General features: G+C 36.8%; 22 protein-coding genes. 13 read left to right on the top strand and 9 right to left on the bottom strand.

Going from position 1 to position 22,403, the window contains the following annotated elements:
* Nucleotides 1-44: 44 nt before the first annotated feature.
* The 6 genes from OK18_RS12720 to tssO all read right to left on the bottom strand — a co-directional run bounded on the left by OK18_RS12720 (nucleotide 45) and on the right by tssO (nucleotide 8,318).
* Nucleotides 45-2,540 carry an ATP-dependent Clp protease ATP-binding subunit gene (locus OK18_RS12720; protein ID WP_053328221.1) on the bottom strand — a complete coding sequence of 832 codons (2,496 nt, stop codon included), beginning with the start codon at nucleotides 2,538-2,540 and terminating at the stop codon, nucleotides 45-47.
* 384 nt (nucleotides 2,541-2,924) lie between these two features.
* On the bottom strand, nucleotides 2,925-3,332 hold the full coding sequence (tssD, locus tag OK18_RS12715; RefSeq protein ID WP_050022497.1) for a type VI secretion system tube protein TssD: 408 nt from the start codon (nucleotides 3,330-3,332) through the stop codon (nucleotides 2,925-2,927).
* Between the two features lie 494 nt (nucleotides 3,333-3,826).
* Nucleotides 3,827-6,232, bottom strand: coding sequence for a type VI secretion system protein TssR domain-containing protein (tssR, locus tag OK18_RS12710; protein ID WP_050022498.1), 2,406 nt, complete (start codon nucleotides 6,230-6,232; stop codon nucleotides 3,827-3,829).
* Between the two features lie 47 nt (nucleotides 6,233-6,279).
* Nucleotides 6,280-7,191 (bottom strand): PKD domain-containing protein, encoded by a 912-nt coding sequence (locus OK18_RS12705; protein ID WP_050022499.1) that lies wholly within the window; start codon nucleotides 7,189-7,191, stop codon nucleotides 6,280-6,282.
* Between the two features lie 53 nt (nucleotides 7,192-7,244).
* On the bottom strand, nucleotides 7,245-7,769 hold the full coding sequence (locus OK18_RS12700) for a type VI secretion system transmembrane protein TssO (protein ID WP_050022500.1): 525 nt from the start codon (nucleotides 7,767-7,769) through the stop codon (nucleotides 7,245-7,247).
* 12 nt (nucleotides 7,770-7,781) lie between these two features.
* On the bottom strand, nucleotides 7,782-8,318 hold the full coding sequence (tssO, locus tag OK18_RS12695; RefSeq protein ID WP_053328220.1) for a type VI secretion system TssO: 537 nt from the start codon (nucleotides 8,316-8,318) through the stop codon (nucleotides 7,782-7,784).
* Nucleotides 8,319-8,498: 180 nt separating this feature from the next.
* Here tssO and OK18_RS12690 point away from each other — a divergent pair, with 180 nt between their 5' ends.
* The 8 genes from OK18_RS12690 (at nucleotide 8,499) to OK18_RS12655 (ending at nucleotide 15,794) form a co-directional block, all read left to right on the top strand.
* Entirely contained in the window at nucleotides 8,499-9,170 is a 672-nt protein-coding gene (locus tag OK18_RS12690) for a response regulator transcription factor (RefSeq protein ID WP_053328219.1), read from the top strand.
* A gap of 297 nt (nucleotides 9,171-9,467) precedes the next feature.
* Nucleotides 9,468-9,758, top strand: coding sequence for an HU family DNA-binding protein (locus OK18_RS12685; RefSeq protein WP_002984212.1), 291 nt, complete (start codon nucleotides 9,468-9,470; stop codon nucleotides 9,756-9,758).
* Between the two features lie 366 nt (nucleotides 9,759-10,124).
* Nucleotides 10,125-11,684, top strand: coding sequence for an Rne/Rng family ribonuclease (locus tag OK18_RS12680; protein ID WP_053328218.1), 1,560 nt, complete (start codon nucleotides 10,125-10,127; stop codon nucleotides 11,682-11,684).
* A 245-nt stretch (nucleotides 11,685-11,929) separates the two neighbouring features.
* On the top strand, nucleotides 11,930-12,433 hold the full coding sequence (locus OK18_RS12675; protein WP_050022501.1) for an OsmC family protein: 504 nt from the start codon (nucleotides 11,930-11,932) through the stop codon (nucleotides 12,431-12,433).
* Between the two features lie 107 nt (nucleotides 12,434-12,540).
* On the top strand, nucleotides 12,541-13,170 hold the full coding sequence (locus OK18_RS12670) for an NUDIX hydrolase (RefSeq protein ID WP_050022502.1): 630 nt from the start codon (nucleotides 12,541-12,543) through the stop codon (nucleotides 13,168-13,170).
* 27 nt (nucleotides 13,171-13,197) lie between these two features.
* Entirely contained in the window at nucleotides 13,198-14,004 is an 807-nt protein-coding gene (locus OK18_RS12665; RefSeq protein WP_050022503.1) for a lysophospholipid acyltransferase family protein, read from the top strand.
* A 9-nt stretch (nucleotides 14,005-14,013) separates the two neighbouring features.
* Nucleotides 14,014-14,451 (top strand): hypothetical protein, encoded by a 438-nt coding sequence (locus OK18_RS12660; protein WP_050022504.1) that lies wholly within the window; start codon nucleotides 14,014-14,016, stop codon nucleotides 14,449-14,451.
* 5 nt (nucleotides 14,452-14,456) lie between these two features.
* Nucleotides 14,457-15,794, top strand: a complete 1,338-nt coding sequence (locus OK18_RS12655; RefSeq protein ID WP_050022505.1) for a UDP-N-acetylmuramate--L-alanine ligase — start codon at nucleotides 14,457-14,459, stop codon at nucleotides 15,792-15,794.
* A 132-nt stretch (nucleotides 15,795-15,926) separates the two neighbouring features.
* On the opposite strand, the gene OK18_RS12650 is transcribed toward OK18_RS12655, so the two are convergent.
* Together OK18_RS12650 and OK18_RS12645 are read right to left on the bottom strand one after the other, a co-directional pair.
* On the bottom strand, nucleotides 15,927-16,988 hold the full coding sequence (locus OK18_RS12650) for an NAD(P)H-dependent flavin oxidoreductase (protein ID WP_053328216.1): 1,062 nt from the start codon (nucleotides 16,986-16,988) through the stop codon (nucleotides 15,927-15,929).
* Between the two features lie 382 nt (nucleotides 16,989-17,370).
* Complete coding sequence (locus tag OK18_RS12645; protein WP_053328215.1) at nucleotides 17,371-18,246, bottom strand: aldo/keto reductase; 876 nt, start codon at nucleotides 18,244-18,246, stop codon at nucleotides 17,371-17,373.
* Between the two features lie 290 nt (nucleotides 18,247-18,536).
* Here OK18_RS12645 and OK18_RS12640 point away from each other — a divergent pair, with 290 nt between their 5' ends.
* Complete coding sequence (locus tag OK18_RS12640) at nucleotides 18,537-18,971, top strand: acetyltransferase (protein WP_053328214.1); 435 nt, start codon at nucleotides 18,537-18,539, stop codon at nucleotides 18,969-18,971.
* Nucleotides 18,971-19,438: a GNAT family N-acetyltransferase gene (locus OK18_RS12635; RefSeq protein WP_053328213.1), complete on the top strand. Its 468-nt coding sequence runs from the start codon at nucleotides 18,971-18,973 to the stop codon at nucleotides 19,436-19,438. Before OK18_RS12640 ends, OK18_RS12635 begins: the two co-directional genes overlap by 1 nt.
* Here OK18_RS12635 and OK18_RS12630 read toward each other — a convergent pair.
* A complete protein-coding gene (locus OK18_RS12630) occupies nucleotides 19,412-20,311 on the bottom strand; it encodes a LysR family transcriptional regulator (protein WP_053328212.1) in 900 nt (299 codons plus the stop codon). The two genes, OK18_RS12635 and OK18_RS12630, sit on opposite strands and share 27 nt — an antisense overlap.
* A 310-nt stretch (nucleotides 20,312-20,621) precedes the next feature.
* Here OK18_RS12630 and OK18_RS12625 point away from each other — a divergent pair, with 310 nt between their 5' ends.
* The 3 genes from OK18_RS12625 to OK18_RS12615 all read left to right on the top strand — a co-directional run bounded on the left by OK18_RS12625 (nucleotide 20,622) and on the right by OK18_RS12615 (nucleotide 22,374).
* Nucleotides 20,622-21,239, top strand: coding sequence for an NAD(P)H-dependent oxidoreductase (locus tag OK18_RS12625; RefSeq protein ID WP_050022511.1), 618 nt, complete (start codon nucleotides 20,622-20,624; stop codon nucleotides 21,237-21,239).
* Nucleotides 21,240-21,328: 89 nt separating this feature from the next.
* Nucleotides 21,329-21,619: a putative quinol monooxygenase gene (locus OK18_RS12620; protein ID WP_053328211.1), complete on the top strand. Its 291-nt coding sequence runs from the start codon at nucleotides 21,329-21,331 to the stop codon at nucleotides 21,617-21,619.
* A complete protein-coding gene (locus tag OK18_RS12615) occupies nucleotides 21,619-22,374 on the top strand; it encodes a type 1 glutamine amidotransferase domain-containing protein (RefSeq protein WP_228377605.1) in 756 nt (251 codons plus the stop codon). The genes OK18_RS12620 and OK18_RS12615 overlap by 1 nt, the downstream gene beginning before the upstream one ends.
* The last annotated feature ends 29 nt before the right edge of the window (nucleotides 22,375-22,403 follow it).

Below are 22,403 nucleotides of genomic sequence, written 5' to 3'. Positions count from 1 at the left end.
GAAGTAAACCTACAGTGCTGCCTTTTGCTTTTTTCACTTATCCATTATTCTACTTTCCAGTTCAGTTTTTCTTCTTCCTTATTCCAGTCTACATGAATGGTCTGTCCGGATTTCACTTCTTCTCTCACAATCATTTTAGAGATTGGTCTTGCTAATTGGGCGCGGATCACTCCCGAAATCTGTCTTGCCCCATATTTGCTGCTGAATCCTCCTAATGCCAGGTTTTTCACTGCCTCGTCACTGATCTTTAATGCCATTCCTAACCTGGTGAGTGAGGTATGAAGTGATTTCAGCTGGATGTTGAAAATTCTTTCGGCAATAGATTCTGTAATCGGAGCAAAAGGAATAATCTCTGTAATCCTTGCTAAAAATTCAGGTCTGAACCTTCCGGAATTGGACATGATCTGCATCAGAGATGATGATTCAGGAACTTTTCCTTCTTCAAACTGTTTCACGATCTCTTCACTTCCTATATTGGAAGTAAACAGGATCAGGGCGTTACTGAAATCCCCTTCTTTTCCTAATTTATCATGAACCTTACCTTCATCCATGATCTGAAGGAATACATCAAATACCGAATGATGTGCTTTTTCTATCTCATCAAACAGTACAACAGTATAAGGCTGTTGCCTTATTTTATTTACAAGCATACCTCCTTCTTCATACCCGACGTATCCCGGAGGCGCTCCATACAATAATGCTGCAGAATGCTCTTCTTTAAATTCCGACATATCGAAACGCACCATTGCTTTTTCGTCATTAAACAGTAATTCGGCCATAGATTTTGCCAATTCTGTTTTTCCGGTACCGGTAGGCCCAAGAAGGAAGAAAGACCCTATTGGCTGTCCTGGTTTATTCAATCCGCTACGGTTTTCAACAATAGCATCGGAAAGAATTTTTAAAGCATGATCCTGCCCTACTACCCTGTTCATCAGAAGAGATTCCATATTCAGGAGTTTTTCTTTTTCCTGGGCCTGGATTTTTCCAATTGGGATATTGGTTTTGGCAGCCATTACAGCAGCTAGTTCCAGCCTGTCTACTTTCTCTCTTTTCCTGGCTGCATGCTGTAAAAGCTCAGCGTAGGTGTCTTCAATAATTTTTTGAATCTGCTCGACAGGCATAGAATTATCTATGGCAGGCTGTTCACTCAGTGAGCCCCATAGTATAGGGCTTATTTTATCGCGCAACAGGTTATAAGTCCAGATCAGTTCATCTGCTTTGTCCTTACTGTCTGTATATTCTTCTTTTAAAATGGTATCATAACTTTCTTTCCAGCTTTCAAGTTCTTTTTCCGAAAGCTCATCCAGCATTTTAATGGCAGCCATCGTACGGTCCAGGAGGTCAATGGCAGCATCCGGTAATTTTTTTCCTTTCGCATATCTTTTGGCCAGGCGTACGCATTCCGGAAGTGCTGTTTTTTCCACTTCAATACCGTGATGCTTCTTATATCCTTCAAGAAGTACATCGATCATTTTCACACAGGTTTTTTCATCCGGTTCATTGACTGTTAAGACTTCAAATCTGCGGTTAAATGCCTGTTCCGGCTCTATAATTTTCCTGTATTCTTCCTGGGTAGTGGCTCCTATAACGGTAATTTCACCTCTGGCCAGCTCGGGCTTAAGGAGATTGGCTACATTTCCAATGCTTCCTTTAGGATCTAACAAGGTGTGAATTTCATCAATAAAAAGTATGGCTTTTTCAATTTTTTTACATTCATTGATTACTTTTTTCAGGCGGTCTTCAATTTCTCCTTTGTAAGACGTTCCTGCCAGTAAGGCACCGGTATCCAATTCTAATAAAGTGCCATTTTTAAGCATGTCCGGAACATTTCCCTTTGTAATTTCAATAGCGAAGCCTTCTACCAGGGCAGTTTTTCCTACTCCCGGCTCTCCGATAATAATGACGTTCGGTTTGCTTCTGCGGCAAAGGATTTCCACCAGCATTCTCAGCTCTTTATCACGTCCTATAATATTTTCAAGCTCTCCTTTTCTGGCTTGGGCAGTACGGTCCACACAATAGTTTTTAAGGGATGGAAAAGAAGAATCCGTAAAATCTGATCCGTTAGAAAACAAGGATGCAAAATCACCATTTTCTGATACCGTAAGTGGCATATCTTTTCTGTAGAGATTGAATATTTCGTGCTCTCTTAAAGGAAGAGATTTCAGCTGCTGAAGAGAAAATACAACCTGAGGTTTCACGATAGCTGTTAAAATACAGATAGGAGTAATCTCATCCAGTCCTAGTTTCAGCCTAATATCATCGGCTTCTTCTATAAGAGTATCTATGGCTTCATCCTGTACTGCTTCTTCCGGAAGATGAGCCGTTTTTGGATATTCTTCAATACGGACATCTGCCCATTCATAAAAATAGCCGGGATCTTTATCTATGCTTTTCAAAAACTCGTTAAGCCCTATATCTTTGTGCATTAAAGCCTGTAAAATATGTGGTCCTCCATAGGTAGCGTTATAATTTTCTTTTGCTATCGACTGAGCAATATGAAATAGCTGCTTGACTGTTTCGTTGGTTACTAGTACTCCCATTTATAATTTTTCTTATATTAATATATTTGCGTTCTGATGTTGGCTGTTCTTTTCAGATTTAGAATCTGTCCCATTTTTATTCCTTTAATTCCTTTACCGTTTGGGATCAAATCTTATTCTTTTATTCCAATAAAAATAAATATTTTATTCCATATGAGATAAAAATAGTTAATTCTTCGATTAGAGAAGTAATAATGCACTTTTTCATCTTTTTACTTTCCTTTAAATACTTTTATCCATTGGGATTTTTGTTTTAAAGATACTATTATTTACGGAATCATGATCAATAATCCGCTTATCTTGTCTTATGTGATATCGCAGGCAAAAAAGACTGTCTTTGCTAAGGACAGTCTTTTGTTATGAATGTTGATAATGTGTAACAGTTTAGCTGTTTGGCCAAAGCCCTGCATACTCAGAAGTTCCGTAGTTTATTGTTTCTGCGCTCACCACGAAACTGATCAGCATACTATTGCTGTCGATAGCGTCAAAGTCTACTTCATGTTGGATTACATATCCGTTTTTCCAGCTTAGGGTAATTAATGTTCCTTCTTCGTGTGATTTATTGAAAGTGACTTCACCCACAGTAGGTTTGTATTTTCCGTTCAATAAACTTTCAAGAATGTCAGATTTTTCAGTAGCTTCTACCGTAAGCTTAATCAATGCGTTAGAAGGGTCTGATGCTACACGTCCTGAAACGTCTGTAGATCTGGAAACGCTATATTTTAGTTTCAATAGCTTTTGTCCGTCTCCTCCATTGAATTTTAAGATTCCTCTTGAATTTCTTTCTGCCATGATGAGTACATTTAGTCGTTAGTAATATTTGTGATTCGGTGATTGTTTAAACAAAGATATAGGGTCTTTTTTTCTAAAAAAAACTTTTGAACATAAATCTGAAATTTTGTCGTAATTCTACGATTTCATGTCGTAATTCTACGACAATAGATTTACATATACCATCATAACCCTTTTAAATAAAAGGATTTTTACCCATCCTGAAATTTAAACAAATACAGCTATTTTACACACAAAAGAGAAATAGGAATTTTTAAAAGCTGGACTTCAGGGTTTGTTCAGGGTAAATGATTCTGTGAATGGACAGCTCGTTTTACTTGTTAATTTTATGCAGCGTGATAAAATTCAGACACAGTGTTCGCAAAGTTCTTGCTGAATATTTATTCTTTAAAACCGCAAGAGCATCATTCAGCTAAGAGATACAATGTCGGGTTGTCAATAAAAAAGGCAAAAGTAATAGTACCTCTGCCTTTGGATATTATAAAAATTAACGATTAATGTTTGGTATATTCCGGAGCTTCTGTCGGAATCCTTGTTGGGGTAAAATATTCATTAAGCCAGTAGAATGTCTGGCCGTTCTGCTGAATTTTCACTGCCGGATTATTTCTGTGAGCAAGCATCCTGTCTGCAAGTTCCTTATAATGAAGGAAATAATTCCTTACCGTTTCCCTAGGGACAACTTTAGACTTCTTCCAGCCTTTAAGTTTGTACTTATTCATTAATTCTTCTTCTGAAAGGTCAAACCCTGTACTGATTCCTATCGAATAAAACATAGGTAATTCATAAAGAGCTCCTTTGTCCAGGAATTTTATAGTTGGGTTATACTTCTTAAGCAGTTTTACATATTCTTTAATGGCTTTAGACTGGTTAAAATCTGCCCTTTCAGCCTGGGTATTTCTATATACTTCGGAATAGAAAGCTTTTAAGTTATCGTATTCACCTTCAGAAATAAGGATTCCTTTTTCTATTGCCGGAGTATATTCTTTCAGATTTTTCGGGATATATCCTTTTACCAGGAACGGATTTCCGTAGTTGATCAGCTGCGCAGCAATACCTGCTGAAACAGGGTTGGTAAGCCCCGGATACAGGTATTTGTATTTCAAATCAACATCTGTTCTTCCTGCTCCTACGGATGAATGGAAATATTCATTTAATGATTTATCTACCGTTTCGTTATCTAAGGTAACCTGTGCAATAAGGCTGTCTACTGATTTCTTCAGGAATCCCGGGGTTGTAATATCACCTTTTTTAGGGAAAATAACGAATCCCTGTGACATACTCTGTTTAGGATAATCCAATGAGAAGAATCCTTCATCTCCTTCTACCAGGCTAAAATTATTTTTTGTAAGGACATCATTTTGGTTGATGATCTTTTGTTTTTTAAGTTCCGCAATATTCTTTGCTGTATTGGTAACCACATTTTCAGCCATCAATACAAAGTCGTTATAATTGTCAGAAGATCTTGCACTGGTCTGGAACATGATCAATCTTGCCTGTGCCTGGGTAAGTGAGCTTATCACACTATACATATTACCGCTCTGGCTGGCAGATGTACCTACCGTTACAACAATATTGGTTTCATCAGGAACGTTTGAAAGAAGGTTTCCGGCTGCAGTAAGAGCTTCTCCTACCGGCTGATAACCGCTATTGCTGCTACAGTTCATTTCATTGGTTTTCTGATCTATAAACTCGGTAATTTTACTGTAGTTAGTGCTTAATGTTGAAACAGAAGTATTGTTCCCACAAGGATTGTTTTTATACAAAACTGCCCCATATTTTACCGTATTGAAATAGGATGGCTTTTCAAATCTAAGCTGCAAATCCTGTAATAATGATTTTACGATAGGAGCATAAGGAGCATTTGCTGCACTTACATCCAATACAAAAACAATATTGATATTCTTATCTCTTTCTGTAATCTCCCTGTAACGGTCAAAGTAAATAGGCTCACCTAAAACATTGGATACGAAGTTTTTGCTGTAGTCTAAGATATTGGTAAAATATTTAGTCTTGGTATCGGCAGCTGGTGCTTCTTCTAAAGTCAAATTTACCGGGTAAATATTTTCCAGTGGTTTTCTTTTGTTGACATCAGTAAGAAGGATAGCCGTTTTATTATCAGCGTCAGATGCTGATCCTCCCGGAGCCCCTTCATGGATTCCTAATGCGGTATCGTTAATTCCTGTTGTATTTTTTAATTTAATGGCAGAACGTTCTCCCCATGTAGAGATTACATTGGAGCTTACCCATCCGTAAAGGCTTTTACCGATACTGTCTATATCAACAGATGGTTTCTTACCTACCAAAAGTCTCTTATTATTTTCGGCTTGCTTGTAAACATATACTATCTGGCCGTTAGGAATCTTTACATTAGCCGTTTCGATAAGACTTGGTGAATTAAACACCATGATGGAATCATTTTTATAGTATCTTTCGGCACTTTTGATGACTTCACTGTTACTTGGTACTACTGCTACTCTTACAGGGTAACCCGTTTTTTCGCTTTTTAAAGAATTGTTCCATAGGAGAAGGTCTGATTCAGGAATCCAGCCATACGTTTTAACAGACTTTGAAGAGACCTTTTTCATTAAAGCATCAGGAACGTATTCTGCAACTTTTACCATTCCGTCTCTATGTTTTAAAACCATCAGGGGTTCCAAAAATTTCACTTCCTTATAAGACTTTTCATCATTTTTATCCAGGTAAGCGGTATTCCTGGACCGGTCTGAAATCACGATCCATGGGGTTGACTTTTTAGGAAAACCATTCACCACCGGAGAATTATCTATTTTACCGTATACAGATGGTTCGGGTGTTTTTTTAGATGGCAGTTTTACCTGGCAACCCGTCAACAATACTGATAATCCTATATAATATGCTGCTAGAGGAAATTTATTTTTCATCCTATTTTATCTTTTTTATGATTGGTGCATCCGAAATCCGGATGATATTATTTACTTTGATTGATATCTACTTTAGTTACACAGTTTTGTGTATCATCTAAATTTACCTTTACGGTCTGAATCACAGTATTTTTATCAAACTGAAGACCTGCGCAATACATGTAAAAATTGTTTACTTTACTATCATTTACTTTTACTACCGTGTTTTCATTGTTACACAGATAGGTTCTTAACAGGTAGTTGTAATGGGTATTGAAACTGTTCCCATTGGCAATCTGCTGTAAGTGGTATTTGAAGTCGCTATCCACTTTTGCATAGGAATCTTCTACTGATACTTCTTCTTCTGCTAAAGAATCGTAAGCTGGCAGAATTTTAATGCGATGGTAGATTGGCTCCTGGGTTTCTTCAGTATATAAAGTCACCACATAGTCACCCGGTTTTTTATAAGAATAAATGGTAAATTTATCTTTAGAGTCTGTATTTCCGGTTTCCCCGAATTTCCAGGCAAACTTCGTAGCTTCAGATACGGCACGGAAAGGTACATTTTCATTTTGCATTGCTTGTATAGGAGCATCAATTGTGGTTTTCACTTTAGTTGTATCTTTTTGAGCCTTGATACTTCTTTCTGATACCATTACCGGGAAAGATTTTGTATACTTATTGTCTACAATGAGAGTTACCTGATAATAACCGGATTTATTATAGAAGTGTATACCACTGCTTTTATCTGAAGTGGTACCATCTCCAAAATTCCATCTCTTGGTTTTTGCAAATTGGGTTTTATCTTCAAATAAAAGTGTATCTCCTACTGCCAATGAAGACGGATAAACCACCCCAACAATATCAGTAGCAGAATGGATCACTTTTTTCTGCAGCCACAGTGCAACAAGAGCGGCAATGAGCAAAGTTGCGATGACACCAATAATAATGTTCTTTTTGTTCTTTTGAAAATAATTCATAGTTAATAATTGTGAAGTGTTTTGTATATAGTTCCTTGCATTTTCATTATGGGTTACTGACTTCTTGCTTTTAAAGCATTTTCACGTTCATAGAGTTTATTCTGCTTATCTTTAAACCCGATTCTGCAGTCTTCAACCTGTTTCTCAAATATTTTAATGTCTTCCAGAGTTGTAGAAATCACTTTTTTATCATCAAAATACATTTTGTAAAATTTAGCGATCTGAGGATAGGCATCTTTCCGGATATCAGTTACATTATTTCCGTTGAAATAATCGTTAAGATCATTCACGCCCAACTGGATATTATTTTCTGCAAAAGGTTGTGGACCTTCGCCTTTAAGTTTGGTTATCCTGACATAGGTACTATCCATGATCGGTAAAATAATCTTCTGATGTTGCTCGAATTCGGCTTTCTGCTGAAGATTCTGAATACCTCTTACATCTTCATCTGAAAACGGGGATTCAAATCCTTTCAGGAAAATAATTCCAAGAAATATCATGGCTGCCAACAGCATCAGTATTAAATAAAAAAACTGATAATGCCTTTCCTTTTTAGATAGTGTGATTTGTCCTTGCATATCTTTTCTTTTTTATCTTCTCCTTCTGCTTCCTGTGAAATTTCTGGTTGGGTCTTTTCTGAGTTCACTGTTTGCCCTGTTTATTTTACCCATACAATCATCCAGGTCTCTTTTCACTGTTTTCTTTTTGTATTCCACTTCAATGATCTGAGCCTTTAAAGTCATCATCGGCTCTATCTGCTTCATCAGTACGGCATAGTGCTTAAAATTCTGGGTACTGTCTTTTCCCATAATATTTTTAGCATCTCTTACGTTATCCATAATACTTGTCCGGAGGAATACATCGTTTTCCACCTTATTAATATTAAGCTGAATCATTTTGTCGTAAATTTCATCAACAAGATTCCGCAGCACATCGCTTCGTCCCATCAATTCTTTATAAGCCTCTGCTTCTCTGCTGATCCCTTCTCTTTGTATATCATAGCTTTTAAAGAAGAAAAACAGGCACATAAAAGAGACTACCGACAAGACGGCAAAAGATAGAATGAACTTCCAAATGCCCATTCTGACGTCAGATTTGTTTAATTTTTTTTCCCTGTTCGAAGACATATATTTGCGATTTGTTTGGCCTGTGAAAATATAAAAAAAAAATTTTATGCACAATACGTATTTTCCCCAGTCTGGTTTCGTAAAAACCCTAATTAAATTAATATTAATTTCAGCTTTCATAAGTTTTTCATAAATTAGGCCTCTGAATTTTGAATATCATTCGCCAAATCGATATTAAGAATGAGTAAAATATTATCCAATACTGTGCGTTTTTCCATAGCTGACAGCGATTTTTATTTCAAGAAAATAATGATCAAAACACTCATGGAAAATCCTTTTTATATGCTTCTGAATGACTGTAATAACGGCCATGAGCTGGTGAACAGGATCTACAGAAGGCAGGAGGATGTGTTCATTATTGAACTATTCATGCCGGTACTAAGTGGTATTGAAGCGATTAAATACATCAGGAAAAACAACACAGAAACTCCCATAATTACCTATTCAGGCACCTACCAGGAAGATATGGCTGAAATCCTTTCCAGGATACCTAATCTATATTACTGCCAGAAAAAGAGCAATATCATCAAAGACATTATTAAAGGAAGCATTGTTTCTGATGAGTTTGATTATGCTTCTTATTCCAAGGAATGGGAACAGCAGCCACTTGCTGTACAGGAATACATGGACAGGCAAAAGAAGGGACAGGAGGAGCTTTCTTCTGCTGAAATCCAGCTGATGAGATTCTGCTATGAAGGATTCAGCAATAAAGAGATCGCTGAAAAGCTCAATTTAAGTACAAGAACTATTGACACCTATATCAACAGGCTTACGGAAAAATTAGGATTGAAAACCAAACTTCATCTGATCCGTTTTTGTGTGGAAAACGGATACTATAATTCCAGTATGTAAAATCTTCTGAATTTTAATTTCATATTTTATTGTATAGAAAAGTTTTGAAAGACAGACTTATGGCCAAAAACATTGCTGTAAGCTTGTTTAATGGGCTTTTTATGGGCTATACCCCATGAATTTTTATTGAATTATGGGGTTATATTATTAAATTGTTAAATAATATCAGCCGGCTTTAATATAGCGTACATATGACAATCTTAACTATTTAAACAAAAATATTTGGCCACTAATTTGCTAGTATTCAATTTTTTTAACTAAATTTGCACACCTAAAATTTAAAATTAAAATAAGGAAATGACAAAGGCAGAATTGGTAAACACCATCTCAAATAAGTTGGGAACAGAAAAGAATGAAACACAGAAAGTTGTAGAAGCTTTTATGCAGGAGATCAGAACTTCTATGTATAATGGGGATAACGTTTATCTAAGAGGTTTTGGATCTTTTATCATTAAAACAAGAGCTGCTAAAACAGGAAGAAATATTTCTAAAAACACTGCAATTGAGATTCCTGCTCATAACATTCCTGCTTTCAAACCTTCAAAATCTTTTGTTGAGAAAGTAAAAACTAAAGTTGCAGTAAAATAAGACATTAACTGAATATTAACTAGTTACTAAAAAATTAAAATTATGCCAAGCGGAAAGAAAAGAAAAAGACACAAGGTTGCAACTCACAAAAGAAAGAAAAGAAGAAGAGCAAACAGACATAAGAAAAAATAATCTCTTCTCATCGAGATTTACAATATAATGATATAGTTGGTGGTTTTAATTTTTTAAAGTTCGCCGACTATATTTTTGTTTGCAACTATAAGATTCCGCGGAAAGTGGAGAATTTCAAATATTATTTTAATAAACATATAAAGGTTTTCATTCTAATTCCTTATATTTAATAGATGAATTAATCAAGAATAACACCAGTTTCCTATAATCTTAACAATTTTATCTTATAACAAAATGAAGAAAGAACTAATAGTTTCGCATGAAGATGATCTTACAAAGATTGCACTGCTGGAAGACGGAAGACTATGTGAACTTCATGAGCAAGAAGACAAAAGCGATTTTATAGTTGGAGATCTGTTTATAGGAAAAGTAAAAAAACTGGCGCCCAATCTGAATGCCGCCTTCGTGAATATCGGATACGACAAGGATGCATTTCTGCATTACCAGGATTTGGGGCCTCAATATCTTACGTACAGAAAGTTTTTAAAAGATACTATTTCTAAAAAACAAAGCACTTCAAGCTTAAAAAATTTCGAGATTCAACCCGAAATAGACAAAAACGGAACGGTAGACAAAGTAATTGCAAAAGACGATCTTGTTCTGCTGCAAATTACCAAAGAACCTATCTCTACCAAAGGACCCAGAATTTCTACCCAGGTTTCATTAACGGGACGTTTTTTGGTTTTAATTCCTTTTGATAATAAGGTTTCCATTTCCAAAAAAATCAGAAGTACTGAGGAAAAGGAAAGACTGAGAACTCTTATCGACAGCATTAAGCCTGAAGGTTTCGGAGTTATTATCAGAACGGTAGCCGAGGGAAAAAAGGTAGCCGACCTTCACAATGATATGAATCAGCTGATTCAGAAATGGGAAAGCACTTTCAAAAACATCCAGAGAAACAAAGTTCCGTCTAAAGTTTTAAGCGAAGAAGACAAAGCTTCAGCTATTTTAAGAGACAATTTTAATCAGGATTTCGTAAATATCATCTGTGACGACGAGCAGATGGTTAATGAAATGAAAAATTATATTGAAGTAATTGCCCCTGAAAAGAAAAATATTGTCCAGTTTTATGATTCTCATATTCCACTCCTGGAATATTACAATGTTGAAAAACAGCTTAAACAGAGCTTCGGAAAACACGTCAACATTCCAAGTTCAAAAGGAGCTTATCTTGTCATTGAGCATACAGAAGCATTACACGTCATCGACGTCAACTCCGGGAATAACATTACCACCGGAGCCGCTGTCAATAAAGAGCACGCCCTAAAGGTGAACAAAATGGCAGCTACAGAGATTGCAAGACAGCTACGCCTCCGTGATATGGGAGGAATCATCGTCATCGATTTCATCGACATGCCAAACTCTGAACACAGAAGGGATCTTTACGAACACCTGAAAGAGGAAATGAAACGCGACAAAGCCCGCCATAAAATACTTCCTCCAAGTAAATTCGGACTGATCCAGATCACCAGACAAAGAAACCGTCCGGAAAAACAGATCGAAACCAAAGAAGAAAACCCGAACAAAGACGGAGAAATTGTAGCTCCGATTGTTATCGTGGAAAGGATGGGTGAAACCCTAAGAAATATCCTGCAGAAAGAAAAAGGAAAAATTTATCTGCACGTACACCCGTTCGTTGAAGCCTATCTAACCAAAGGCATTAAAAGCATCCAGATGAAATGGTTTATGAAATACAAAAAGTGGGTAACCATTGTACCAAGGGATTCTTTTAAATATTTAGAATACAGGATCTACAATTCCAAAAAAGAAGAATTGATAGAATTCTCTAATTAAGACAAAATTCAAACCTTCAGTTTTTACTGAAGGTTTTTTTATGACACGATCTTATTATTCAATAAAAAATGTAACTGTATATATAGGTTTTGGTTAAAGCAAACCGGGTTTTTGCTTATTTTAATTTGGCCGGGCTAAAGCCCGTCCCCTATTGATATTGATATCCTAAGATTATACACAAGGACAATAGTTGTTTAACAACAAGATCTTTTATCTTTTATCTTTTATCTTTTATCTTTATAATTATGAAAACCCATCACTACAAAACTACAATTCAGTGGACAGGCAATAAAGGCAAGGGTACCAGCGGATACAGGGATTATGAAAGAAGCCACAGCATTTCGGTAGAAAACAAAACAACAATTGAAGGCTCATCGGATCCTGCGTTTCGTGGGGACAAGACGAAATACAACCCTGAGGAAATGTTTTTGTCATCACTATCTTCATGCCATATGCTCTGGTACCTCCATTTTTGTTCTGAAGCCGGAGTCATTGTTACAGAATATATGGATGAAGCCACAGGAATAATGGCAGAAACGGCAGATGGAAGCGGACATTTCACTGAGGTCACCCTGCATCCGGTGGTAACAGTGACAGAGGAATCTATGATGGAGCAGGCAAAACAGCTTCATCACAAAGCCAATCAATTTTGCTTTATTGCCAACTCTGTCAACTTTTCCATTAAACATATGCCCACGATTAAAATGGGAACAAGCATAAGTAGTATACTCCGGCGAGAAAAACGCTAAAAACTACAGTTAAATTCAAATCTGATTTATGCTCCGATTCCCTTTCCATATTGGTTAATTAATGTTAAGACTCCTGTTTCTTCAAGATATATTGTTAAATTTGAGCTATGGAAAATTTTGGAAAAGATTTATTGAGAAAAATAAAAAGCATAGAGCTTCCCGGCGAGCATGCCCACGGAATATTCTCGCCTCCCTATCGTCCCGTTTTTACCTATGAAGAGGTATTGGCAAAAAATCCAAAATTTGCAGCAGTCAACATCGTATTGTATTTAAAAGACAACGAATGGTATTTTCCTTTGATCCAGAGAACCATTAATGAGCACGACAGACACAGCGGCCAGATTTCCCTGCCTGGCGGAAAACGTGAGGAAATGGACCGGGATTTTGCAGAAACAGCGATCCGTGAAACATCCGAAGAAATTGGGATAGACAAACATTATGTAAGGATTATCCGGGAGATGTCCCCGATATATATCCCGCCAAGCAATTTTTATGTATATCCTTACATTTCATATACCGCGAAAAACCCTTTTTTTATCCTTCAGCAAACTGAAGCGGTAGAAGTGATTGAATTCCCTGTCACGTCCTTCCTGAACCTGTCGGATACTCCTGAAATCATGGCTCTGCCGAGTGCGGGAGGTAAAGAAGTACCGGTCATTAATTTCAACGGGTATATCATATGGGGAGCCACAGCAATGATATTAAGTGAATTCAGCCAGTTGCTGAAAAATATGTAACTTTGCACTACCGTGTTTAATTGAGAGATGGCGAAGAAAAATATTTTCACCGATGCATTCGGAACACCTTATTTTTTAAAAAGGTTGGTTATTTTTATTTTAGGATTGGTATCCTACAGAAGGTTCAATGGCTTTAATAAACTAAAAATAACCGGCACAGAACATCTTGTGGATCTACCGGATTCCAATGTGCTTTTTGTATCCAATCATCAAACCTACTTTGCAGATGTAGCAGCCATGTATCATGCTTTCTGTGCAGTAAATAACGGATACTTAAACACCATCAAGAATCCGATCTACTTACTGAATCCCAAGATCGATTTCTATTATGTAGCGGCCGAAGAAACCATGAATAAGGGAATCCTCCCTAAAATTTTTAAAATTGCAGGAGCGGTAACGGTAAAACGGACCTGGCGGTCAGAAGGTAAAAATGTCAACAGACTGGTAGATATGAGTGAAGTTGACAATATTATGAAGGCTCTGGACAATGGCTGGGTAGCCACTTTTCCTCAGGGAACCACATCAGCTTTTGCACAGGGAAGACGGGGAACAGCCAAATTAGTAAAAAACCAACGCCCGATCGTAATTCCGATCAAAATAAACGGATTCAGAAGGGCCTTTGATAAAAAAGGACTCCGTGTAAAAGTAACCGGAGTAAAGCCTACCATGGAATTCAAAGCACCTTTAGATATTGATTACGATAATGAAAAGGCACCGGAAATCCTGCTAAAAATTATGACCGCTATTGAGCAGACTGAGGATTTCAATGTTTTACACACCTATGATGAAGAACTTAAAGCTAAAAAATTAGAACAAAAAGACCCTAATAATTAAAGTTAAATTATGAACAGAATAATAGGAATTTTATTCGCCATCATAGTATTAGTTTCATGCAATAGCCAAAAAGTATATTCGGATTTTGATATCAGCTATTCGAAAAGTGGTGGTTATGCCCCGGTATATGAAAATCTTCTTATAAAAGGTAACAACGTACATTATTCTTTTGAAGGCCAGGGGAAAAAGTACAAACAGGATTTTAAAATTTCCAATGAAGATTTAAAGAAACTGGACCAGGTCCTTTCTCAGAATAATTTCAGAAGAATACAGGAGGACCATAAAAAACTTTACGATAATATTTCTACTTCTATTAACGTTAAGAAAGGTCCTAATGAAGGAAGTAAAACAGATGCCAGCATGATTATTCCCAATTACCAGACCAATTGGGATAATATTCTTGGAGCATTCCAGGAGATTATTAATACTAATGTAAAAAAACAGTAAATACATTGAAAACCCACTTCATCGCTATTGGCGGAAGCGCCATGCACAATCTTGCCATTGCTTTAAAAGATAAAGGATATCAGGTTACAGGTTCAGATGATGCGATCTTTGAACCCTCAAAATCCAGATTGGAGAAAAAAGGAATATTGCCTCAGGAAATGGGTTGGTTTCCTGAAAAAATCACTCCGGATATTGATGCGGTAATCCTCGGAATGCATGCACACCAGGATAATCCTGAATTAGCAAGAGCAAAAGAACTTGGGTTGAAAATTTACTCTTATCCTGAATTCCTTTACGAGCAATCCAAAAATAAAACCCGGGTTGTAATTGCAGGCTCGCATGGTAAAACGACCATTACCTCAATGATCCTTCATGTCTTGAACTTTCACCAAAAGGATGTAGACTTTATGGTGGGTGCACAGCTGGAAGGTTTTGACTGTATGGTAAAACTGACCCAGGACAATGATTTCATGGTATTGGAAGGTGACGAATATCTTTCTTCCCCTATCGATCTGCGTTCCAAGTTTCTCTTATACCAGCCCAATATTGCTTTAATGAGCGGTATTGCATGGGATCATATCAATGTTTTTAAAACATTTGATGAATATATAGAACAATTCAGAAAGTTTGTAGCGAGCATTACCGCCGGCGGAGTTCTGGTGTATAACGAAGAAGATCCGGAAGTGGTAAAAGTAGTGGAAAATGCTGAAAATTATTTCAGAAAAATCCCTTACAAAACTCCGGAATATGAGATAAGCAATGGAAAAGTATATTTAAAAACCGAGATGGGAGATGTTCCTCTTTCTGTTTTTGGAGCCCACAATCTGTTGAACCTTGAAGGAGCAAGACATATCTGTCAGCAATTAGGAATCATGGATGAGGATTTTTACGAAGCCATTATGAGCTTTAAGGGAGCTTCAAAGCGTCTTGAAAAAGTAGACAGAGAAGATAAAGGAACTCTTTATAAAGACTTTGCCCATGCGCCAAGTAAGGTAAAAGCAGCTGTAAAGGCATTCAACGAACAGTTTAAGAATGAGAAAAAGTACGGATTCCTTGAGCTCCACACCTATTCCAGCCTGAATCCTGCTTTTCTTGAGCAGTATGACCATGCCATGGATGGTTTGGATGAAGCAATTGTTTTCTACTCTGAAGATGCCCTAAAAATCAAAAGAATGGAACCTATATCTCCGGATTTTATTAAAGAAAAATTCAAGAATGAAAACCTGAAAGTTTTCACCAATGCAGAAGACCTGCATGCCTATTGGAATACACTAGATAAAACCAATGGCGTTTATCTGATGATGAGCTCAGGAAACTTTGGCGGCCTGGATCTGACAAAATAATTGAATTTATAAATTTGATATAAAACAAAATTCCTTTCAACTTACGAAAGGAATTTTTATTTTATCGGATATTGTAGGATCAGGTGCATAAAAAATAAGCTGCTGAAGTCCCAAAGATCCTACAATTTCATTTCATTCTCCCTCTACCTGAAATATGAGATTTTTCAGAATTTCCTCAGCAGAAAGTTCACTGTAATCATGCAAAGACTGTCCTATCCAGATTCCTACAAAATCTGCATTTTGTTTAGATTTGGCAGCTTTACGCAATGCATTGGTCAGTTTATTCTGATAAGGGTAAGGTAAGATATATTCCGAATCTTCAACTGCTTCAATATATTTGTTTTTAACTCCTCTCGCATATCTGCCTGAGAAGCTTTTCGTCAACATAATTTCGTCCTCTTTTGCTTTTTTAAGCCTTTCCTTTTCAAAAGGCTGCAAGGCACTTTCGCAGGAAGCCAAGAGAAGATTTCCCACCTGAAATCCCTGTGCCCCCAGATCCTTTACCGCCTGAAGGGTTTTCCCGTTATAAATTCCACCAGCATAGATCAGCGGAACCTTTACGTGATCGTAAACCTGCGATAATAAAGATAATCCTCCAATCTGCAGAACATGGTCCGGATCAAAAGTTCCTCTGTGACCGCCGGCTTCTATCCCCTGGACACAGATGATATCAATTCCTGATTTTTCTAATAGTAGCGCTTCATTTACAGAAGTACATGTACCAATTAATGTTACCCCGTTTTCTTTCAGCTTCTGAATACTCTGATCATCCAGATTCCCAAAAGTAAAGCTTAAAATTTTACAGTTTTCTTTAATGACCACATCTACGAGTTCATGATAGGATCTCACATTAAGGTCTTCCAGATCAGGAAAGTTTACTTCAATGTCATTGTCTTTTGCCAGCTGTTTTAAAAATTGTCTGGTTTTAATAAATTTTAATCTTAAAGGCTCTGTTATTTCAGGAATGTGATGTACAAAGATATTAGCTGCAAAAGGCTTATCGGTTAGTTTTCTTGTCTCTCTGATCAGCTTAATAGATTCTTCAGCTGAAAGATCTGCCAATGCCAAAGAACCCAGACAGCCTGCGCGAGTTGCTGCAGCAACCATCTGTACGGTACTCACTCCAAACATGGGAGCCTGAATGACAGGATATTCTATCCCTAGTTTTTTACTGATTGTATCCGGCCAGAACATAAAAATATATTTTAATTAAAAGGTACAAAAAATAAGAAACACTTCACTTTCAACCCCGTATGATATTCCTCATTACAAAAAGTAATTTCCACAGATCTCACAAATTTCACCGATTCAAAATCCGGATCGTTATCTGTAAAGTCTGCGGGAGATTATTTAACTGAATCCGGGCTAAGAAGCAAGTATACAAGTATAAAGGATGGAAACTATTTTCAGTTATCATTACCGGCAATCAACAACATCATTAATTTTATTGTAAAGAAGATAAAAGCAGACGAGTGGTTATTCTTTATGCCCCCTCGTAACTTCCATCTTCCAGCTCCCATCTTCAAATCTAATTAAATTAGAACCCTTATTCCAAACTGACGTTATTTAATCGGCTTTAAATATCTGCTACAGAGTTTAGCATTTTCTGTTCCCATTCCGGATCTTTTGGATCAAAGAATAATCTTTTTCCTGTATCTAAAGAACGGACAACATTCATTTCATCTTCTTTCAATCTGAAATCAAATACATTAAAGTTTTCTTCAATTCTTGACGGTGTTACTGATTTGGGGATAACTACAAATCCTTCCTGTAAATGCCATCTTAAAATCACCTGCGCAACAGTTTTACCGTGCTTTTCTGCTATCCCTTTCAATTCCGTATTATTTAAAAGGTTGGCATTGCCGTTCCCTAACGGGCTCCATGGCTGGGTGATGATGTTATTTTTCCTGTTATATACCTGTAGCTCTTTCTGTTGGAATACCGGATGTAATTCAATCTGATTGATTACCGGTACAACTGTTGAATGGAGTTTTAATTCTTCCAGCTTCTCCATCGTAAAATTACAAACCCCGATTGCTTTGATCTGTCCTTCCTGATACAATTCTTCCATAGCTTTCCATGTTCCCGTAAAATCCCCGTAAGGCCAGTGAATAAGATACATATCAAGATAATCCATCTGCAATCTGTTCAAGGTTCTTTGAAAGGCACTTTTTGTTTTTTCGTATCCGTGATCCTGAACCCATACTTTTGAAGTGATAAACAGCTCATCCCTGTCTACCCCACTGTTTTTTACAGCTGCTCCTACCGCGGTCTCATTCTGATAAATAGCAGCAGTATCAATCATTCTGTATCCCGTCTGTATGGCCTTAACTACAGCTTTTTCACATTCTTGCAGGTCTTCCATCTGCCATACTCCGAATCCTAACGCCGGAATATCAATTCCATTATTTAAAGTGACCACAGGCTGTCCTGCATAGGTTTTCTTTTGCATAAGTCTTGATTTTAGTTATTAATATAAAGTGATTAAACAAATTTGCGACAAAAAATTGAAATGCCGGCTTACCAATTTTACTGTTTTTGTACAACCGTTATTGGATGTAAGTACGAATGGCTCAAATATATTTGCTGAAAATTTTAATTTCTTGCCTAAATATTCATCGTTATGATCATCCTTGCGCCCTGTGGTTTTCCCCAAAAAACAGGAAATAATAAAAATATTTGTGACGGCTGTAACTTCTAGTTCATTCCCTATTTTTCCTATTTTTGTATAAATTTCAAATCATGTCACAACATATCAGGCTTGCAAAGGCTGAGGACTACCCAAGAATTATGGAAATATGGGAATCGGCAGTAAAAGCTACCCATGATTTTCTTGCTGAAGAGGATTTTAATTATTTCAAAGAAGTAATTCCCAAAGACTATCTTCCCCATCTGGAAGTTTATTTAATTACTGAAAATGATGAGGCTAAAGGGTTTGCTTCTGTTTCTGACGATAATCTGGAAATGCTTTTCATTCATAATGATACCCGTGGAAAGGGATATGGAAAAGCACTTTATCAATTTATGAAAGAGAAAACAGGGCTTACCAAAGTGGATGTTAACGAACAAAATCCACAGGCGATCGGCTTTTATGAAAAAATGGGTTTCAAAAAAACAGGAAGATCGGAAAAAGATGGCTCCGGTAAAGATTATCCATTAATTCATATGAGCTTGTAATGAAGAATTTCACCTTAAAAAAAATTGATGCCCATTCAAAGATTCCATACGGTTTACTTTTATTGGCAGACGAGACTACAGAAGCCATAAACCGGTATATCTTCAAATCCGATATCTATCTTTTCAATGACAGCCAGCAGGATATTGCTGTAATGGCCCTGTACAAACATTCTGATGCAGAATTGGAAATTAAAAATATTGCTGTTATTGAAAGCTACAGGAGCAAAGGTATTGGTAGCATATTAATAAATAAAGCAAAAGAAATTGCTAAGGAAAATCACTATAAACTCCTGACTGTCGGAACATCGGATACAGGTTTCCAACAGATCAGGTTTTATGAGAAAAATGGCTTCATGAAAACAGGTATCCGTAAAAATTTTTTTATTGAAAATTATCCTGATCCCATTTATGAAAACGGTTTGCAGATGCAAGACATGATTTTACTTACCCATCACCTTTCGGAATAGATCTTTGATATGGTCTATTTCTGTTTGGTAATTGGTCTTTTTCCGGCACCCGAAATAAAGTGTATTTTCCAGCTTTCTTTTTCCTTCCCAGATCAGTTTTACTTCACCGCTTTCGATTTCATTTTTGCATAGAAAATCAGGAACAACGGCCAGGCCGGCCCCTCCTTTCAGACAGCGGATAATAGAATTTAGATTAGGAACAATATAATTCGGACGGAAATTCGGTTTATGTCCAAAATTCAAGGTCCAGAACTGAAAAAGATGCTCCATATCACCGGTAGTTCCATACCATTTTTCATTCTTCAGCCAATTCTCAATCTGTTCTGCGTCTTTTGTTTTCAATATTTTATTGAAAGCCGCAGTATCAACATCATTACCTCCTACCAGAATGATTTGCTCCGAAGAGAAAGCTTCATGTTCTATATTGGGGGAAGACCCCTTTTTAGGCGTGATAATAAGATCTAATATACCTTTATCCAGCTGATCCAGCATTTCAGGATATTCTCCGAAACTGATAATCAGGTTAAAAGGCAATGTAGAAACATATTGTTCCAATGTAGTCTGAAAAGTCTCAAAACACATTCCAACACTGATGGTAGGAGTATGTTTCTCGGTAGACTTCTGAAAATTCTTCTCTACATCTTCAAGTTTGGCAATAGGCTCGGCAACCGCATTGAATAATACTTTTCCACGCTCTGTCGGGATCATTTTTCTGCCCGTTCTGTCAAACAGTTTATACCCTACATAAGCTTCCAATGAGCTCAGATGCAGGCTTACTCCCGGCTGTGATATAAATAAAGCATCCGCAGCCCCTGTCAATGTCCCGGTTTTATATATTGCTTTAAAAGTACGGTACCATTCTAAATTAACCATGGCTTAATTATTACTATTATAATGCAAAATTACAAAATAATTATAATATTAATATTATTTCAGCTACATAATAATCCGAATAAGGTAATTATATGAATTCAGGAATAACAATTTCTTCATCATAGTTCAGGGGATTATACCTCAGAAAATCAGACCGAAAATCAAGAAATATAGGACCCGCAACAAGCAACTTTTTGAATCGCAACAAACAAACTATAAATATTATAATACTTTATTATAATTTATATTATTTCTATTATACCATAAGTCATCGTAACTTTGCGAAGTAAAATTTAACAATCATAAAAAAATGAAAAAAGTATTAATCATCAACGGCGGACAAAATTTCGGACATTCCGGAGGAAAATATAATCAGACTATTGCAGAAAATACATTAGCAGTTCTTAAAGAATTCGATAACCTGGAAGTAAAGGTTACCAATGTAAGTGAAAGTTACGACAAATATGAAGAAGTGCAGAAGTTTGTCTGGGCAGATTATATTATTTACCACACTCCTATCTGGTGGTTCCAGCTTCCGAACGGATTGAAAAAATACATCGATGAAGTTTTCACGGCTGGCCACGCCAAAGGAATTTACATGAGTGACGGTAGAAATGCTGCCAATCCTGAGATCAATTACGGTACAGGAGGAATGCTCGGTGGAAGAAAATATATGCTTACCACAAGCTGGAATGCCCCTGCAACAGCCTTTACATTTCCCGGTGAATTCTTCAGTGAAAGAAGTGTAGATGACGGACCTTTATTTGGTTTCCATAGAATGAACGCTTTTGTTTCTTTAGAAAAAATGGAAAGCTTTCACTTCCATGATGTAGAAAAGAATGCCAATATAGAACGTGATATGAAACTGTATAGAGAACATGTGAGATCCGTATTTGAAAAAGAATTAAAACAGGAATTGGCATCATGAAAAAAATACTGGTCACAGGTATCACCGGATATATAGGTGGTAGCATCGTATAGAAACTTCTTGACAAAAATTAAAAATTTTATTTAATAATGAAAATATACCTTACAGCCATTATAAAAGCCAAAGAAGAACACCAGGCAGAAGTATTGGAAGTTCTTCAGAATATGGTAAAAGAGACGAGAAAAGAAGAAGCCTGTGAACTTTACAGCCTTCATCAGGGAACTGAAGACAAAAACCAGTTCGTTTTCTATGAAATCTGGAAAAGCAAAGAAGGATTGGAGTATCATAATCAACAGCCTTACATCCAGGCTTTTGGAGCTCTGGTAGATGAAAAACTTCAGGAAAAACCACATATTTATACTACCCATATTATTTCATAATGAAAAAATTAGCGCTTTTCATGCTTGCCATATTTACAATAGGATCCGTACAGGCACAAACCCAAAATTCAAAGAATATGAAAAAGAAAATTTTATTCGTCGTAACCAGTCATGACAAAAAAGGAAGTACAGGCGAAGATACAGGATATTACCTCGGAGAAGTTTCTCATCCCTGGGAAGTCCTTCACAAAGCAGGTTATGAAATTGACTTTGTAAGCCCAAAGGGCGGTACTCCTCCTGTAGATGGGTTTGACCTGAAAGATCCTGTAAATAAGGAGTTCTGGGAAAATAAAGAATACAAAAACAGAATTGATCATTCGATGACGCCATCCCAGGTGAACCCAAAAGAATATTCTGCAATCTTTTACGCAGGAGGTCATGGAGCTATGTGGGATTTTGCAGACAATAAAGAACTGGCTGACATCGCCTCAAAAATTTATGAAAACGGAGGAATAGTAGCAGGTGTATGCCATGGCCCGGCAGGACTCGTGAATATCAAACTGAAGAATGGGAAATACCTGGTTGACGGGAAAAAGATCAATGCTTTCACCAACGAAGAGGAGGCTGAAGTAAAATTAACAGATGTTGTTCCTTTTTTATTAGAGGACAAGCTGAAAGAAAGAGGAGCAGAATTTGAAAAATCAGGGCTTTGGCAAAATCATGTGGTAGCAGATCAAAGAGTGATTACAGGACAGAATCCCCAGTCAGCAAAGAGTGTTGGAGAAGCAATTTTAAAGGAATTAAATAACAAATAACCGCCCCCAAAGTCAATTGATGCAACAAT

It is taken from the genome of Chryseobacterium gallinarum (assembly GCF_001021975.1).
Taxonomy (GTDB): Bacteria; Bacteroidota; Bacteroidia; order Flavobacteriales; family Weeksellaceae; genus Chryseobacterium; species Chryseobacterium gallinarum.
The sequence above is the reverse complement of the archived record's forward strand: the minus strand, read 5'-3'. Positions and strand labels throughout refer to the sequence as shown.

Coding starts and splice junctions, on each gene's coding strand:
- OK18_RS12680 (WP_053328218.1), top strand. CDS start 10,125: ATGAAGAAAGAACTAATAGTTTCGCATGAAGATGATCTTACAAAGATT.
- OK18_RS12625 (WP_050022511.1), top strand. CDS start 20,622: ATGAAAAAAGTATTAATCATCAACGGCGGACAAAATTTCGGACATTCC.
- OK18_RS12675 (WP_050022501.1), top strand. CDS start 11,930: ATGAAAACCCATCACTACAAAACTACAATTCAGTGGACAGGCAATAAA.
- OK18_RS12720 (WP_053328221.1), bottom strand. CDS start 2,540: ATGGGAGTACTAGTAACCAACGAAACAGTCAAGCAGCTATTTCATATT.
- OK18_RS12660 (WP_050022504.1), top strand. CDS start 14,014: ATGAACAGAATAATAGGAATTTTATTCGCCATCATAGTATTAGTTTCA.
- tssR (WP_050022498.1), bottom strand. CDS start 6,232: ATGAAAAATAAATTTCCTCTAGCAGCATATTATATAGGATTATCAGTA.
- OK18_RS12645 (WP_053328215.1), bottom strand. CDS start 18,246: ATGCAAAAGAAAACCTATGCAGGACAGCCTGTGGTCACTTTAAATAAT.
- OK18_RS12635 (WP_053328213.1), top strand. CDS start 18,971: ATGAAGAATTTCACCTTAAAAAAAATTGATGCCCATTCAAAGATTCCA.
- tssO (WP_053328220.1), bottom strand. CDS start 8,318: ATGTCTTCGAACAGGGAAAAAAAATTAAACAAATCTGACGTCAGAATG.
- tssD (WP_050022497.1), bottom strand. CDS start 3,332: ATGGCAGAAAGAAATTCAAGAGGAATCTTAAAATTCAATGGAGGAGAC.
- OK18_RS12665 (WP_050022503.1), top strand. CDS start 13,198: ATGGCGAAGAAAAATATTTTCACCGATGCATTCGGAACACCTTATTTT.
- OK18_RS12685 (WP_002984212.1), top strand. CDS start 9,468: ATGACAAAGGCAGAATTGGTAAACACCATCTCAAATAAGTTGGGAACA.
- OK18_RS12615 (WP_228377605.1), top strand. CDS start 21,619: ATGAAAAAATTAGCGCTTTTCATGCTTGCCATATTTACAATAGGATCC.
- OK18_RS12650 (WP_053328216.1), bottom strand. CDS start 16,988: ATGTTCTGGCCGGATACAATCAGTAAAAAACTAGGGATAGAATATCCT.
- OK18_RS12620 (WP_053328211.1), top strand. CDS start 21,329: ATGAAAATATACCTTACAGCCATTATAAAAGCCAAAGAAGAACACCAG.
- OK18_RS12630 (WP_053328212.1), bottom strand. CDS start 20,311: ATGGTTAATTTAGAATGGTACCGTACTTTTAAAGCAATATATAAAACC.
- OK18_RS12640 (WP_053328214.1), top strand. CDS start 18,537: ATGTCACAACATATCAGGCTTGCAAAGGCTGAGGACTACCCAAGAATT.
- OK18_RS12705 (WP_050022499.1), bottom strand. CDS start 7,191: ATGAATTATTTTCAAAAGAACAAAAAGAACATTATTATTGGTGTCATC.
- OK18_RS12670 (WP_050022502.1), top strand. CDS start 12,541: ATGGAAAATTTTGGAAAAGATTTATTGAGAAAAATAAAAAGCATAGAG.
- OK18_RS12690 (WP_053328219.1), top strand. CDS start 8,499: ATGAGTAAAATATTATCCAATACTGTGCGTTTTTCCATAGCTGACAGC.
- OK18_RS12700 (WP_050022500.1), bottom strand. CDS start 7,769: ATGCAAGGACAAATCACACTATCTAAAAAGGAAAGGCATTATCAGTTT.